Origin of the sequence: Streptomyces sp. NBC_00647 (assembly GCF_045207245.1) — a bacterium.
Lineage (GTDB): Bacteria > Actinomycetota > Actinomycetes > Streptomycetales > Streptomycetaceae > Streptomyces.
On sequence record NZ_CP109040.1, the window covers coordinates 4,503,816 to 4,517,878 of the forward strand.

Genomic DNA, 14,063 nt, shown 5'->3' on the forward strand with positions numbered 1-14,063 from the left:
CCTCACAGCTTGTCGAGAGAGACGATGGAGAAGCCGGGCACGGTGTCGTCCACGGCCAGCGTGAACCCGTTGCCGCCGTCCGCCCCGATGCTCCCGGCGGACCGGACGATCGACCGCGTGAGGCTGGAGGCGAACTCGCGCAGCGCCTGGGCCGGTGACACCGAGGAGTCCTTCTGCATGAACGCCCGGAAGTTGGCGACCCGCGCGATCGTCGACTCCTGCGCCTCGCCGATGCCGAAGGCGATGATCTTCGGGCAGAACCGTGACTGGGTGAGCTCCTTGTACGCCTGGTCCCAGTCCGGATCGGTGGGAATGCCGTCGGACAGGAAGAAGACCACAGGGCGGTAGACCTCGTGGCCCTCCGCCTTCAGCCCCGCCACATCGTCCTCGACGCAGCGCAGCAGGATGTGGAACGCGTCGCCGTACGAGGTGAGCCCGCCCGCGGCGAGCGCGGGGACCGAGTCGATGTCGCTGAGGTCGACGAGCGGTTGCAGCACGGTGGCGGTGTCGGAGAAGCCGATGAGGCAGAAGCGCGTCTTGTCGGCGACCGTCGGGTTGGTGCTGATCTCGTGGTGCAGGTCCGGGAGCGCGCCGTTGATGGCGTCGATCGGCTCGCCGATCATCGACCCGGACTCGTCGCAGAGCAGGTAGAAGGGCAGGATCTGCAAGGTTTCTCGTACCTCCGGGTCAGTACGTGTAGAAGTAGATCTCGATGTCGGCGTGCCCCGAGGAGGCGCCGCCCTTCCAGAAGTCGCGGGTGGTGGCGGCGCGGAACATGTCCGGACGGCTCTTCTCCAGCAGGGCGTTGACGTCGTGCGCGTAGCGGCCTCCGGCGCCCGGGTCGGTGTGGCGTCCGAAGGTCAGCACGAAGGCGGCCTGTCGGCCCCGGTAGCGCGCGGTCGCCCCGCGCAGCGCGCGCACGATGCCCTCCTCGTCCCCGGCGCGCGCGTCGACGGCCACCCTGACCGGTGTGCGGACCACCGCGCGCGGGCCGGTGTGCCGCGGCGTCTTCTTCGCGGCGGCCGACGCGGAGGACGAAGGGTCGGGGCGCCGCTCCGCCGCCTGGGGATCGCCCCGGTCCCCCATGGCCACCAGGGCGAGGACGAGCAGCATGTCCGCGAACAGCCAGCCCGCCAGGTGCAACGGCTGAAATCTTCCGCCCCGCTTCATCGGGCCTCGGTGAGGGACGCGGGAGGCAGGTGCGGCGGCTCCCGGCGGGGGTCGCGCGGGCGGGGGGCGGGGGGACCGTCGGTCCCGTCGGCGGGGTGTCCGCCTCGGTCGGCGTCGGCGTCGTGTCCGCCCCGGTCGGCGTCGGTGAGGCGGCCGCCCCCCTCGGCGTCGGTGGGGCGACCGCGCCGGTCGGCGTCGGTGGGGTGGCCACCCCGGTCGGCGTCGGTGGGGCGGGCGCCCCGGTCGGTACCGCTCTCCGCCCGATCGGCGTGGCCGGGCCGGCCCGGCCGGTCTGCCAGGTCGGCACGCATCCAAATGCCCGCCCGCAACTCCTCTACGAACCGGGCGAATTCGTCGGCCGTGGCCCGCAACGCACCGCTCTGGGCACTGAGTTCACGCACCGCATGCTGGGACTCCTCGACCGCACGGGCCGTCCCCTCCGCCACCTCGCCGTATCGGCCCAGAAGTTGGGCGGAGATGTCCGAAGCCACCTCGATGCCGGTGGCGTAGGCACGCTGGGAGGCGGCCAGCACGGTGACGGAGTCCTCGACGCGGTCCCCGGCGCCCGCCACCGCGAGCCGTACCTCGCCGCTCGCGTCGCGGACGTCCTCGAGCGCCTTGCGGACCTGCGATCCGCCGTCGCTGACGGCGGCCTCGACGCGCCCCACCGCGGCCTCCAGGGGCTTGACGGAGGTGTCGACCCCGGCCAGCCTGCGCTCGGCCGACTCCACAGCCTCGCCGACGGCCGAGGCTGCCGACGCCAGGTCCTTGTGGACCCGGACAGCCTTGTCGCCCAGCCGCTTGAGGGTCGCGGCGGCTCCGGTGAGCTCGGCCGCGAAACGCTGCGGGGAACCCGACCGCTGCTGGTTCAGGACGAGTTGGGCACGGGTCAGGACCGGCACGAGCGCCGCCATCAGCTCCCCCGAGCCCCGGTCGGCGCCCTCCTCGCGGCGGGCGACGGCGGACCGCCGCACGCCGTGCGCGAGGGCCAGGGCGAAGAGCACCACGATGGCGACGGTGGCGCTCATCGCGACATGGCCGAAGGTGAACGCGCCGGTGAGGTGCCCCTCGAAACCGGACTGCCACAGCTGCAGGAAGGGCCGGGAGGCGGCTTCCGGATCAGCGCCGGTCAGCGCCCCGTACGCGCTCGACGCCCGGGTCAGCCCGTACCAGGTGAGCATCAGGGGGACGAAGACCAGCGCGCCCAGCACCGCTTCGGCGTAGGACCAGAGCTGATGCCCCCCGTCCCGGTCACCGGTGGCCCCGAGGCTCTCGGGGCGGGCGTAGGCGGCGAGGAGATCGAGTTCGGACCAGGGGTCCAGCGCGGTGACGTCCTGGTCCCGTAGCGCCGCCGCGAGCGCCGCCAGCTCTTCCTTCCGGGTTCCGAGCGCCGGCCGCTCCGCGAGATCCTCGATGCTCTGCGCGATCACATGACGGTCCATCAGGGCGCCTGACGGCATGCCCACCCCCACAACACGACGGACGCGGGGGTGCGTCGACGGCAGCCATGGATCCCCACCCGTGTCACGTGCCCCCGCGCCCCCGCCGGTTCACACGCACCAGACGCGCGACCGAGGGCACAGAGAGTACTCCAGCCGACACGCTCCGCGCATGAACTCCTGGCACCCGCCGCCTCTTCCCGTGCGGCAGGACGGAAAAACAAGAAAGGTGAGAGGCACACCGCGTGCCTCTCACCTTCTGTTGCCGACCGGCGGCGTACTACGGCAGGTTGCGCGCCATCACGATGCGCTGGACCTGGTTCGTGCCTTCATAGATTTGTGTGATCTTGGCATCGCGCATCATGCGCTCGACCGGGTAGTCACGGGTGTAGCCGTAGCCGCCGAGGAGCTGGACGGCGTCCGTGGTGACCTCCATGGCGACGTCCGAGGCGAAGCACTTGGCGGCGGCACCCTGGAAGGTGAGGTCCTTGTCGCCGCGCTCCGACTTGGCGGCGGCCGCGTACGTCAGCTGGCGGGCGGCCTCGATCTTCATGGCCATGTCCGCGAGCATGAACTGGACGCCCTGGAAGTCGGCGATCGGCTTGCCGAACTGCTTGCGCTCCTTGACGTAGCCCTTGGCGTAGTCGAGGGCGCCCTGGGCGACACCGAGGGCCTGGGCCGCGATGGTGATGCGGGTGTGGTCCAGGGTCTTCATGGCGGTCGCGAAGCCGGTGCCCTCCTCGCCGATCATGCGGTCGGCGGGAATGCGCACGTTGTCGAGGTAGACCTCGCGGGTCGGGCTGCCCTTGATGCCGAGCTTGCGCTCCGGAGCGCCGAAGGAGACGCCCTCGTCGGACTTCTCGACGACGAACGCGCTGATGCCCTTGGAGCGCTTCGCCGGGTCGGTCACCGCCATGACCGTGTAGTACTCGGAGACGCCCGCGTTGGTGATCCAGCGCTTGACGCCGTTCAGGACCCAGAATTCGCCGTCGCGCACGGCCTTCGTCTTCATGCCGGCGGCGTCCGAACCTGCGTCCGGCTCGGAGAGGCAGTACGAGAACATTCCGTCGCCCTTGGCGAGCGGGCCCAGGTACTTCTTCTTCAGCTCCTCGGAGCCGGAGAGGATCACCGGCAGCGAGCCCAGCTTGTTCACCGCGGGGATCAGCGAGGAGGACACGCAGACGCGGGCCACCTCCTCGATCACGATGACCGTCGCGAGGGCGTCGGCGCCCGCGCCGCCGTACTCCTCGGGGACGTGCACGGCGTGCAGGTCGTTGGCGACCAGGGCGTCCAGCGCCTCCTGCGGGAAGCGGGCCTCCTCGTCCACCGCCGCGGCGTACGGCGCGATTTTCGCCTCGGCCAGCGAGCGGATCGCGTCCCGGAGCATGTCGTGCTCCTCGGACGGGCGGTACAGGTCGAAATCAGCCGATCCGGCCAAGGTCTCTCACGCTCCAAGGGATGCTGTGCTGGCGACGCTAACTACCGTTAAGTAACACAAATTTTAAGGGCCCGCCCGCGGGAGGGATACGTGAGCTTGGCGACAGGGGGAAAAGTGCCCGTGAAAGCGCTCCCCCACGCCCCGACTATGCTCGGGCGCGCACCTACGCCGCACACCTCAGGAGCATCCATGGCCCTCAAGATCACCGTGATCGGCACCGGCTACCTCGGCGCCACCCACGCCGCCGCCATGGCCGAGCTCGGCTTCGAGGTGCTCGGGCTCGATGTGGTGCCGGAGAAGATCGAGATGCTCCAGCGGGGCGAGGTCCCGATGTTCGAGCCCGGTCTCGAGGACCTGCTGCGCAAGCACGTGGCCGGGATCGAGGGCTCCACGGGCCGGCTCCGCTTCACCATGGACTGGGCCGAGGTCGGGGCTTTCGGAGACGTCCACTTCGTCTGTGTGAACACGCCTCAGAAGCACGGCGAGTACGCCTGTGACATGTCGTACGTCGACGCGGCCTTCGAGTCGCTGGCGCCGCATCTGCACGGCCCCGCCCTCGTCGTCGGCAAGTCCACCGTGCCCGTCGGTTCGGCGGCCCGGCTTGCGGCCCGGCTCGTCGAGCTCGCGCCCGCCGGCGAGGACGCGGAGCTGGCCTGGAACCCCGAGTTCCTGCGCGAGGGCTTCGCCGTGAACGACACGCTGCACCCCGACCGGATCGTGGTGGGCGTGCGCAGCGAGCGCGCCGAGAAGCTGCTGCGCGAGGTCTACGTGACGCCGGTCGCCGACGGCTCGCCCTTCGTCGTGACCGACTTCCCGACCGCCGAGCTGGTGAAGACGTCCGCGAACTCCTTCCTCGCCACGAAGATCTCCTTCATCAACGCGATGGCCGAGGTCTGCGAGGCCGCCGACGGCGACGTGGCCAAGCTGGCCGAGGCCATAGGGCACGACGAGCGGATCGGGAAGAAGTTCCTGCGGGCCGGGATCGGCTTCGGCGGCGGCTGTCTGCCCAAGGACATCCGCGCCTTCATGGCGCGCGCCGGTGAGCTGGGCGCCGACCAGGCGCTGACCTTCCTGCGCGAGGTCGACACCATCAACATGCGGCGCCGCGGCCAGATGGTGGAGATGGCCCGCGAGGCGCTCGGCGGCGGCTCGTTCCTCGGCAAGCGCGTCGCCGTGCTCGGCGCGACCTTCAAGCCCGACTCGGACGATGTGCGCGACTCCCCGGCCCTGAACGTCGCCGGGCAGATCCACCTCCAGGGCGGCCAGGTCACCGTCTACGACCCGAAGGGCATGGCGAACGCCAAGCGGCTCTTCCCGACGCTCGGGTACGCCGATTCCGCGGTGGAGGCCGTACGGAGCGCGGATGTCGTCCTGCATCTGACGGAGTGGCGCGAGTTCCGCGAGCTCGACCCGGCGGTGCTGGGCGAGGCGGTCACGTCCCGGGTGCTGCTGGACGGGCGGAACGCGCTGGACCCGGAGGTGTGGCGCCGGGCGGGCTGGACGTACCGGGCGATGGGCCGGCCCACCGCCTGAGCAGGCTGTCGCGGGCGACGCCGGTCCGGCCGAGGCTCAGTCGGCCGGACCGGCGTCGGTTGCATTCTGCACCACTTCGCTGTGCGGTGACCGGTGACCTACGGACTCCGTCCGGCGCCCCGCGCCGGCCCCGGTCCGGCTTCCCGTGAACCGAGGGCCGACCGGGTGCTACTTGGCGCGGTAGCGGCGCATCTTGGCGCGCGCCCCGCACACCGACATCGAGCACCAGCGGCCGCGCCCCGCGGGCGAGCGGTCGTAGTACGCCCAGTGGCAGGTCGGGGCCTCGCAGGCCTTCAGGCGCGGCCAGCCGCCCTCGACCAGCGATTCGGCGATGGCGGCGGCGATCCGGGAGGCCAGAGGGGCCGGGGAGGTCCCCGCGGTGGCGGGGACCAGACGCGCGCCGCCGCCCTCCTCGTCGACCGTCACACACAGGGGTGCACGGGCCAGGAGTTCCCCGAGCGGGGTCACGTCGCGGTGCGCCGGATGACCCGCGTGCGCCAGGCACACCGCCCGCAGCGACTCGCGCAGCTCGCGCGCCCCTTCCGCCTCGCCCGCCGCCAGGCCGAAGCGCGCCAGTCCTTCGGCCGTGTCCAGGGAGTCGGCGCCCGACTCGAGGTCCAGGGTGTTCACCAGGGCCTGGACCAGGGCCAGGCCGCCGGGTGCGGGCGCTCGGTCATTCATGCTTGCGACGTTACCTCTTATGCGGGAGCATGCAGTAACCGTTACCTCTTGAAGCGGGTTACGGGTAACTCATCGGTGTTGCTGGAATCCCACGGAGGAAGTCATGGCTCTCGCCAAGCTGGGTGCCGTCGTCCTGGACTGTCCCGACCCGCGCGCACTGGCCGCGTTCTACGCCGAGGTGCTCGGCGGCTCGGTCACGGGCGACGACGACTGGACCGACCTGGAGCTGCCCGGCGGCCGGACGCTGGCGTTCCAGGCCGCCCCCGGACACGTGCCGCCGAGGTGGCCCGCGCCCGACGCCTCGCAGCAGTTCCATCTGGACCTGACCGTCGAGGACCTGGACCTGGCGGAGAAGGGGGTGCTGGCGCTCGGCGCCAGGCCGCTGGACACCGAGGACAGGTCGCGTTCGTTCCGTGTGTACGCCGACCCGGCGGGGCACCCGTTCTGCCTCTGCGCCTGCTGAGCGCACCCGAGCGAGGAGCACGTCATGGATCAGCCCGTCGCACGTCTGCGTTCCGTCGTCCTCGACTGCCCCGATCCCCGGGCACTCGCCGCGTTCTACGCGCGCGTCGCGGGCGGCGAGCCACAGGCGGAGGACGGCGACTGGGTCGTCCTGCGGATCCCGGACGGGCCGCGGCTGGCTTTCCAGCGGGCGCCCGGACACGTTCCGCCGAAGTGGCCGAGTGCCGACCGGGACTCGCAGCAGTTCCATCTCGACTTCGACGCCGGGTCCACCTGGGAGGCCGTCGACGCCGCGCAGGAGCGGGTGCTCGCGCTGGGCGCCCGCCCGCTGGATCTGGACGACGAGGACGGCAGGAAGGACTTCCGGGTGTACGCCGATCCGGCGGGGCACCCGTTCTGCCTCTGCCTGATCGACCCGGCCCAGGACACCTTCTAGCCTCCCGCCCGGCTCACCCCGCTCCCCCGGGGTGAGCCCGGCGGGCCGGCGGCGGTCAGCCGTCCAGGTCGGCGATCTTCGCGGAGGACGGCTCGCGGCGCTGCTGGGCGGCGCGGGCCGTGAAGTCCGCGCCGCGCAGGACGCGTTGGACATTGCCCCAGGTGAGCAGGGCGAGGTCGGACGCGGACCAGCCGCGGGTGATGAGCTCCGCGATCAGATGCGGATAGCAGGACGCGTCGGCGAGGTCCTGCGGGTGCGCGGCCCCCGAGTCGTACGTGCCCGAGAGCCCGACGCACTCCGCTCCCGCGAGCCTGCGGACATGGTCGAGGTGGTCGGCGACGTCCCGGACGGACGGGCCGGTCTGCTCGGCCGTGAGCGGGACCAGACACAAGCCCTTGGCGACGCCCAGTTCGGCCAGGACCTCGTCGGGGAGGTTCGACGGGTGGGGGCGCAGCGCGCGGGCGGCCGAGCGGGTGAACAGGACCGGGGCCTTGGAGGCGGCGAGGGCACGGCCGATGGTGGCGTCAGAGGTGCCCGAGAGGTCGGCGAGCACACCGAGCCGGTTCATCTCGCGGAGCACTTCCTCGCCGAACCGGGTCAGGCCCGCCTCGCTCGCCCAGGAGGCGCCGGCGAGCGTGAGGACGCGCAGGCCGAGCGCGTGCAGGGCACGCAGGATGCCGAGCGAGTCGCCGAGCGCGGCCGCTCCGGCGGGGCCGAGGACGACCGCGACGCGGCCGCAGTTGCGGGCGTCGGCGATCTCGGCGGCGCCGCGGGTCATGCGCAGGCCCTCGGGGTGGGCGTGGACCACCGTCTGCACCAGGTCCAGCTGCTCCAGGGTGGCGCCGACGGCCCGGTCCCCGGCGAGGCCCTCCGGCAGGTGCAGCGACCAGAACAGGGCGCCCACGTGCCCTTCGCGCAGGCGCGGTACGTCGGTGTCCACGGCGCTCTCGCCCAGCTCGAGATCGAACCAGGGCAGGTGGCGCAGCGCCCACGCCAGCCCGCTGTAGCCGTCGGCGACGGGGTTGTCCGCCAGGAACATGCGGGCCCGCGCCAACGGGTCGGCTCCCGGGCCGCGGTCCGGGACACCGGGGCCGACAGCGGTGAGGAGAGGGGTGCCGCCGTCGAGGCGGGCGTCGGAGGGCAGCGGCTCGGACTCGGGCCAGGCAGCGGGCGGGTCGAGCTCTCCCACCTCGACGGCGGTGTGCAGTTCGTCCTGCAGGTCTGCCATGACAGGCTCCGTGAGGTGGACGGCGGTGATCGCGGTACCGCCACCGTGACACGGGGCCCGGGGGGCTTCCTGGTGGACGGCGCGTTCGGGGGTACGTCCCTGGGCGCGCCCGACGCGTCACGCGCGGGCGCGGACCCGGTGCCCCCGCGCCGGAGCGGGCGCCGGCCCTGGACGGGCGGCGGTCCGTGATCGACGGATGCGGCAGGGGAAGCTACCCGGCACTGGCCTCGCGCGCATGCCGAAGGCGCCCGGGCATGCAGCCCGGGCGCCTTCGGGAGCCTTGGAGCCCTGAGCCCCGTCAGCCGTCAGCCGTCAGCCGTCAGCCGTCAGCCGTCAGCCGTCAGCCGTCCAACTGTTCCAGCGTCGCGTTCGACGGGCCCCGCCTGGACTGCAGGTCGCGGGCCACGTCCTCCGCCGCTCCCAGCACGCGCACGGCGTTCTGCCAGGTCAGCTTGGCCACGTCCGTGCGCGACCAGCCGCGGTCGAGGAGCTCGGCGATCAGGTTCGGGTAGCCGGAGACGTCGTCCAGGCCGTCCGGGGTGAACGCCGTGCCGTCGTAGTCGCCGCCGATGCCGAGGTGGTCGATTCCGGCGACCTCCCGCATGTGGTCGAGGTGGTCGGCGACCGTCGACACCGTGGCGATGGGGCGCGGGTTGTCCTCCTCGAAGACGCGGTGGACCTTCATGCCCTCGGCGGTGGTGTCGAGATGGTGGAAGCCGTTCGCGCGCATGTTCTCGTCCGCCGCGGCCGTCCAGTCGACCGCCGCCTGAAGAACGAACTTCGGCACGAACGTCACCATCGCCACTCCGCCGTTGGCGGGCAGCCGCTCCAGCACGTCGTCCGGGATGTTGCGCGGGTGGTCGCACACCGCGCGCGCCGAGGAGTGGGAGAAGATCACCGGCGCGACGGAGGTGTCGAGCGCGTCGCGCATGGTCGTCGCGGCCACGTGCGAGAGGTCCACGAGCATGCCCTCGCGGTTCATCTCCCGTACGACCTCACGGCCGAAGGCCGACAGGCCGCCCACCACGGGAACGTCCGTCGCCGAGTCCGCCCAGGCGATGTTGTCGTTGTGGGTGAGGGTCATGTAGCGGACGCCGAGCGCGTACAGCCCGCGCAGGGCGGCGAGGGAGTTGTCGATCGAGTGACCGCCCTCCGCGCCCATGAGGGAGGCGATACGGCCCTCGCCACGCGCCGCCTCCATGTCGGCGGCGGTCAACGCGGCCCGCAGGTCCGCCGGGTGACGGTCGATCAGCTGCCGTACGCAGTCGATCTGTTCGAGCGTCGCGGTGACCGCGCCGGGCAGGTCCGAGCGGACGTACACCGACCAGTACTGGGCGCCGACGCCGCCGGAGCGCAGCCGGGCCAGGTCCGTGTGCAGGTGGGCGCTCTGGTCGACGGAGATGTCCCGGGCGTCGAGGTCGTAGCGGACCTGCTCGCGCAGCGCCCAGGGCAGGTCGTTGTGCCCGTCGACGACAGGGAACTCGTCGAGCAGGGCACGGGCCAGGTCGACCGAGGACAGGGAGGACGAGGAGGACGAGGACATACGCGTCACTTCCCGAAGCCGAAACCGCCGCCGGCGCCCTCGACCTTGGCGCGCAGCCGCTTGCCCTTCTCGGTGGCCTGGTCGTTCAGCTCCTGCTGGAACTCCCGCATCCGGCCGAGGAGTTCCTCGTCGTGGGCGGCGAGCATCCGGGCAGCCAGCAGACCGGCGTTGCGGGCGCCGCCGACGGAGACGGTCGCGACGGGCACACCGGCGGGCATCTGCACGATGGAGAGCAGCGAGTCCATGCCGTCGAGGTACTTGAGCGGGACGGGCACGCCGATGACGGGCAGCGGGGTGACGGACGCCAGCATCCCCGGCAGATGGGCCGCGCCGCCGGCGCCCGCGATGATCGCCTTGAGCCCGCGCTCCGCGGCCTGCTCGCCGTACGCGATCATCTCGTGCGGCATGCGGTGCGCGGAGACGACATCCACCTCGTAGGGGATCTCGAACTCGTCGAGTGCCTGCGCGGCGGCCTCCATGACCGGCCAGTCGGAGTCCGAACCCATGACGATGCCTACAACCGGGCTCATTCGGTGATGGTCCCTCTCAGGTAGCCGGCAGCGTGACGGGCGCGCTCCAGCACGTCGTCCAGGTCGTCGCCGTAGGTGTTGACGTGGCCGACCTTACGGCCGGGCTTCACGTCCTTGCCGTACATGTGGATCTTGAGCTGCGGGTCGCGGGCCATGCAGTGCAGGTACGCGGAGTACATGTCGGGGTAGTCGCCGCCGAGGACGTTCGCCATGACCGTCCACCGGGCCCGCGGGCGCGGGTCGCCGAGCGGGAGGTCGAGAACCGCGCGGACGTGGTTGGCGAACTGCGAGGTGATCGCGCCGTCCTGGGTCCAGTGGCCCGAGTTGTGCGGGCGCATGGCCAGTTCGTTGACGAGGATGCGTCCGTCGTGGGTCTCGAAGAGCTCGACGGCCAGGTGTCCGACGACGCCGAGCTCCTTGGCGATGCGCAGGGCCAGCTCCTCCGCCTGGAGGGCCAGCTCCTCGTCGATGCCGGGCGCCGGGGCGATCACCGTGTCGCAGACGCCGTCGACCTGCTGGGACTCGACGACGGGGTACGCGACCGCCTGGCCGTGCGGGGAGCGGACGACGTTCGCCGCGAGCTCCCGTACGAAGTCGACCTTCTCCTCGGCGAGGACGGGCACGCCCGCGCGGAACGGGTCGGCGGCCTCCTCCAGGGAGCGGACGAACCAGACTCCCTTGCCGTCGTAGCCGCCGCGGACGGTCTTCAGGATGACCGGGAAGCCGTCACCCTCGGCCCCTTCGGCGAGGCCCTCCGCCGCGAACGCGGCGACGTCCTCGACGTCGGTCACGATGCGGTGCCGCGGGCAGGGCACGCCGATCGCGTCGAGCTTCGCGCGCATGACGCCCTTGTCCTGGGCGTGCACGAGCGCGTCGGGGCCGGGGCGGACGGGGATGCCGTCCGCCTCCAGGGCCCGCAGGTGCTCGGTCGGGACGTGCTCGTGATCGAAGGTGATCACGTCACAGCCCCGCGCGAAGTCACGCAGCGTGTCGAGGTCGCGATAGTCGCCGACGACGACATCACCGACGACCTGCGCCGCGGAATCCTGGGGAGTGTCACTGAGGAGCTTGAACTTGATGCCGAGCGGGATGCCCGCCTCGTGTGTCATACGAGCGAGCTGGCCACCGCCGACCATGCCGACTACCGGGAACGTCACGCTCCAAGAGTATCGGCCACGCCGCGGTGGCTGGTTTCCGCACCGATACGCCCGATTTTCCGTACCGGTGACCTTGTCTTTTCTTACCTGTGAGCCCATGCACAGGCGCCGCGCAGGGGCGCTGGTTAGCATGGCCTGGTTGACGTATTCATCCACTCAGTTGACGACATGACCCACCGACGGGGGCTGGCGACACCATGGGCAGTGCTACCTCGGGGCCTCAAGCGGGGCCTCGCAGCGCGTTTCGCCGCCGCTTCGACCTGCTCTTTCGTGAGGTCGCCAAGTTCGGTGCGGTGGGTGGCGCGGGCCTGCTGGTCAACCTGCTCGTGTTCAACCTCGTACGCCATGTCACGGGCCTGCAGGTCGTGCGGGCCAGTGTCATCGCCACCGTCGTCGCCATCGTCTTCAATTACATCGGGTTCCGCTATTTCACCTACCGGGACCGCGACAAGGGTGGCCGCACCAAGGAGCTGACGCTCTTCCTGCTGTTCAGCGCGGTGGGACTGGTCATCGAGAACGGCGTGCTCTACGCGGCGACGTACGGCTTCGGCTGGGACAGCCCGCTGCAGAGCAACATGTTCAAGTTCCTCGGCATCGGCGTCGCGACCCTGTTCCGCTTCTGGTCCTACCGCACCTGGGTGTTCCGGACGCTTCCGGCCCGGGAAGCGGTGGCCAGTGCGGAATCGTTCCTGGACGAGGAGCCCGAGCCGCGGCGGGCCGGGGCACGGGTGAACTGACCCCGGCGGACACCGGGACAGGGGGACCGGCCGGGCCCGGTGAGGGCGGTTGTCCGCCCGCTCCTGCCTGACAGCCCACTCCTACCTGACCGTCCGTTCCTCGCCGTCCTCCGGGATCCGCGCCGGCCGCTTCAGCGGGGTGCGGGACAGGAACAGGCCGAAGACCGGGGGCTGGGCCTGGAGCATCTCCAGGCGGCCGCCGTCGGCCTCCGCGAGGTCGCGGGCGACGGCGAGACCGATGCCGGTGGAGTTGCGGCCGCTGATGGTGCGCTCGAAGATGCGGGCGCCGAGGTCGGTGGGGACGCCGGGTCCCTCGTCGGTGACCTCGACGACGGCCTGGTTGCCGGTGACGCGGGTACGCAGGGCGACCGTGCCGCCGCCGTGCATGAGGGAGTTCTCGATCAGTGCCGCGAGGACCTGGGCGACCGCGCCCGGGGTGCCCACCGCCTGCAGATGGCGCTTGCCGGAGCTGACGATCGCGCGGCCCACGCTGCGGTAGGCCGGGCGCCATTCCTCCAGCTGCTGCTTGATGACCTCGTCGAGGTCGAAGGAGACGGCGGAGCCGGTGCGCGGGTCGCGGGCGTTGGTGAGCAGGCGCTCGACCACGTCGGTGAGGCGCTCCACCTGCGTCAGCGCGATCGTCGCCTCCTCCTTCACCGTGTCGGGGTCGTCGGTGAGGGTGATCTCCTCCAGACGCATGGAGAGCGCCGTGAGGGGCGTCCGCAGCTGGTGGGAGGCGTCGGCGGCGAGCCGGCGCTCGGCGGTGAGCATCCGCGCGATGCGTTCGGCGCTGCCGTCCAGGACGTCGGCGACCCGGTCCAGCTCGGGGACGCCGTACCGCTTGTGGCGCGGGCGGGGGTCGCCCGAGCCCAGCCGTTCGGCCGTCTCGGCGAGGTCGGTGAGCGGGGAGGCGAGCCGGTTGGCCTGGCGTACGGCCAGGAGGACGGCGGCGATGATCGCGAGCAGGGCGACCGCGCCGATGATCAGGAGCGTGCGGCCGACTTCCTTGGTCACCGAGGAGCGGGGCTCCTGGACGGTGACCGTCTCGCCCTCCTCGCCCTTGGCGGTGTAGTGGATGACGTCGCCGGTGGGCTCCTTGCCGATCTCGATGGGATCGCGGCCCGGAATCCTGATGACGGCGTAGCGCTGGTCGGTGACCTGGTTCTTGAACGTGGCGCTGGAGATGTTCTCGTCGCCGAGGATGCGGCTGTCCACGATGCTGGCCAGGCGCAGCGCCTCGGAGTCCACGCGCTCCTGGGCGCTGTTGCTGATCGTGCGGGTCTCGACGAGGACGAGGGAGACGCCGAAGACTGCGATCACGACGAGCACGACGGCGAGGGTGGACTGGATCAGACGGCGACGCACGGGGCCCTCCGGGCAGGTGGCTGTACGGGGACCAGTGTGCACGTTCGCCGGGTCGCCCCGGCGGGGCGCCGGGCCGGGGCGCGGTTTTCCGCCGCCGCCCCGCCCCGTCCTGTGCACGGGTGCCGGAGAGGAGCCGGGCTCGGGCGGCGTGCCCCCGTACGCGCGACACGGGGTCCGGACCGGGAGGAGGCCTCACCGCCCCGCCAGGTCCCCCTGCGCGGGGTTCCGGACCCGGCCCGCCGACGACGCGGGGCCGCGTCCTCGCGGGGGATGCGGGACCGGAGTCACGGCCGGCCTCGAGCGCCGGGAGCCGGCGCTTCCGGCCGGTGCCCGGTCCGGTGGGG

General features: G+C 71.8%; 14 protein-coding genes. 4 read left to right on the plus strand and 10 right to left on the minus strand.

Going from position 1 to position 14,063, the window contains the following annotated elements; all coding sequences use genetic code 11:
• Positions 1 to 2: 2 nt before the first annotated feature.
• From OG788_RS19605 to OG788_RS19620, 4 genes are all read right to left on the minus strand, one after another.
• Positions 3 to 668, minus strand: a complete 666-nt coding sequence (locus OG788_RS19605) for a VWA domain-containing protein (protein ID WP_351550623.1) — start codon at positions 666 to 668, stop codon at positions 3 to 5.
• A 19-nt stretch (positions 669 to 687) separates the two neighbouring features.
• Positions 688 to 1,170, minus strand: coding sequence for a hypothetical protein (locus tag OG788_RS19610; RefSeq protein ID WP_406372389.1), 483 nt, complete (start codon positions 1,168 to 1,170; stop codon positions 688 to 690).
• Positions 1,167 to 2,630 carry a methyl-accepting chemotaxis protein gene (locus tag OG788_RS19615; protein WP_406372391.1) on the minus strand — a complete coding sequence of 488 codons (1,464 nt, stop codon included), beginning with the start codon at positions 2,628 to 2,630 and terminating at the stop codon, positions 1,167 to 1,169. Before OG788_RS19615 ends, OG788_RS19610 begins: the two co-directional genes overlap by 4 nt.
• A 259-nt stretch (positions 2,631 to 2,889) precedes the next feature.
• On the minus strand, positions 2,890 to 4,047 hold the full coding sequence (locus tag OG788_RS19620) for an acyl-CoA dehydrogenase (protein WP_406372393.1): 1,158 nt from the start codon (positions 4,045 to 4,047) through the stop codon (positions 2,890 to 2,892).
• 189 nt (positions 4,048 to 4,236) lie between these two features.
• Here OG788_RS19620 and OG788_RS19625 point away from each other — a divergent pair, with 189 nt between their 5' ends.
• Positions 4,237 to 5,580, plus strand: a complete 1,344-nt coding sequence (locus OG788_RS19625; RefSeq protein WP_351550615.1) for a UDP-glucose/GDP-mannose dehydrogenase family protein — start codon at positions 4,237 to 4,239, stop codon at positions 5,578 to 5,580.
• Between the two features lie 168 nt (positions 5,581 to 5,748).
• Here OG788_RS19625 and OG788_RS19630 read toward each other — a convergent pair whose 3' ends face one another.
• Complete coding sequence (locus tag OG788_RS19630; RefSeq protein ID WP_406372394.1) at positions 5,749 to 6,261, minus strand: CGNR zinc finger domain-containing protein; 513 nt, start codon at positions 6,259 to 6,261, stop codon at positions 5,749 to 5,751.
• Between the two features lie 103 nt (positions 6,262 to 6,364).
• On the opposite strand from OG788_RS19630, the gene OG788_RS19635 reads away from it, so the two are divergent.
• Both OG788_RS19635 and OG788_RS19640 read left to right on the plus strand, forming a co-directional pair.
• Positions 6,365 to 6,724, plus strand: coding sequence for a VOC family protein (locus OG788_RS19635; RefSeq protein ID WP_406372396.1), 360 nt, complete (start codon positions 6,365 to 6,367; stop codon positions 6,722 to 6,724).
• A gap of 24 nt (positions 6,725 to 6,748) precedes the next feature.
• Positions 6,749 to 7,159, plus strand: a complete 411-nt coding sequence (locus OG788_RS19640; RefSeq protein ID WP_406372397.1) for a VOC family protein — start codon at positions 6,749 to 6,751, stop codon at positions 7,157 to 7,159.
• Between the two features lie 55 nt (positions 7,160 to 7,214).
• Here the strand turns inward: OG788_RS19640 and OG788_RS19645 are convergent, their stop codons facing one another.
• The 4 genes from OG788_RS19645 to OG788_RS19660 form a co-directional block, all read right to left on the minus strand.
• Complete coding sequence (locus tag OG788_RS19645) at positions 7,215 to 8,387, minus strand: dipeptidase (protein WP_406372399.1); 1,173 nt, start codon at positions 8,385 to 8,387, stop codon at positions 7,215 to 7,217.
• A 340-nt stretch (positions 8,388 to 8,727) separates the two neighbouring features.
• Positions 8,728 to 9,930 (minus strand): dipeptidase, encoded by a 1,203-nt coding sequence (locus tag OG788_RS19650; RefSeq protein WP_406372401.1) that lies wholly within the window; start codon positions 9,928 to 9,930, stop codon positions 8,728 to 8,730.
• Between the two features lie 5 nt (positions 9,931 to 9,935).
• The gene (purE, locus tag OG788_RS19655; protein ID WP_266759502.1) at positions 9,936 to 10,460 is read right to left on the minus strand and encodes a 5-(carboxyamino)imidazole ribonucleotide mutase; all 525 of its coding nucleotides are present in this window, start codon (positions 10,458 to 10,460) and stop codon (positions 9,936 to 9,938) included.
• Positions 10,457 to 11,617, minus strand: coding sequence for a 5-(carboxyamino)imidazole ribonucleotide synthase (locus OG788_RS19660; RefSeq protein ID WP_406372403.1), 1,161 nt, complete (start codon positions 11,615 to 11,617; stop codon positions 10,457 to 10,459). The genes purE and OG788_RS19660 overlap by 4 nt, the downstream gene beginning before the upstream one ends.
• Positions 11,618 to 11,814: 197 nt before the next feature.
• Between OG788_RS19660 and OG788_RS19665 the strand changes: the two genes are divergently transcribed.
• Complete coding sequence (locus OG788_RS19665; protein WP_356752789.1) at positions 11,815 to 12,354, plus strand: GtrA family protein; 540 nt, start codon at positions 11,815 to 11,817, stop codon at positions 12,352 to 12,354.
• A gap of 81 nt (positions 12,355 to 12,435) precedes the next feature.
• On the opposite strand, the gene OG788_RS19670 is transcribed toward OG788_RS19665, so the two are convergent.
• Positions 12,436 to 13,719 (minus strand): ATP-binding protein, encoded by a 1,284-nt coding sequence (locus OG788_RS19670; protein WP_351550598.1) that lies wholly within the window; start codon positions 13,717 to 13,719, stop codon positions 12,436 to 12,438.
• Positions 13,720 to 14,063: the final 344 nt, after the last annotated feature.

Coding starts and splice junctions, on each gene's coding strand:
- OG788_RS19625 (WP_351550615.1), top strand. CDS start 4,237: ATGGCCCTCAAGATCACCGTGATCGGCACCGGCTACCTCGGCGCCACC.
- OG788_RS19665 (WP_356752789.1), top strand. CDS start 11,815: ATGGGCAGTGCTACCTCGGGGCCTCAAGCGGGGCCTCGCAGCGCGTTT.
- OG788_RS19630 (WP_406372394.1), bottom strand. CDS start 6,261: ATGAATGACCGAGCGCCCGCACCCGGCGGCCTGGCCCTGGTCCAGGCC.
- OG788_RS19640 (WP_406372397.1), top strand. CDS start 6,749: ATGGATCAGCCCGTCGCACGTCTGCGTTCCGTCGTCCTCGACTGCCCC.
- OG788_RS19635 (WP_406372396.1), top strand. CDS start 6,365: ATGGCTCTCGCCAAGCTGGGTGCCGTCGTCCTGGACTGTCCCGACCCG.
- purE (WP_266759502.1), bottom strand. CDS start 10,460: ATGAGCCCGGTTGTAGGCATCGTCATGGGTTCGGACTCCGACTGGCCG.
- OG788_RS19610 (WP_406372389.1), bottom strand. CDS start 1,170: ATGAAGCGGGGCGGAAGATTTCAGCCGTTGCACCTGGCGGGCTGGCTG.
- OG788_RS19650 (WP_406372401.1), bottom strand. CDS start 9,930: ATGTCCTCGTCCTCCTCGTCCTCCCTGTCCTCGGTCGACCTGGCCCGT.
- OG788_RS19615 (WP_406372391.1), bottom strand. CDS start 2,630: ATGCCGTCAGGCGCCCTGATGGACCGTCATGTGATCGCGCAGAGCATC.
- OG788_RS19645 (WP_406372399.1), bottom strand. CDS start 8,387: ATGGCAGACCTGCAGGACGAACTGCACACCGCCGTCGAGGTGGGAGAG.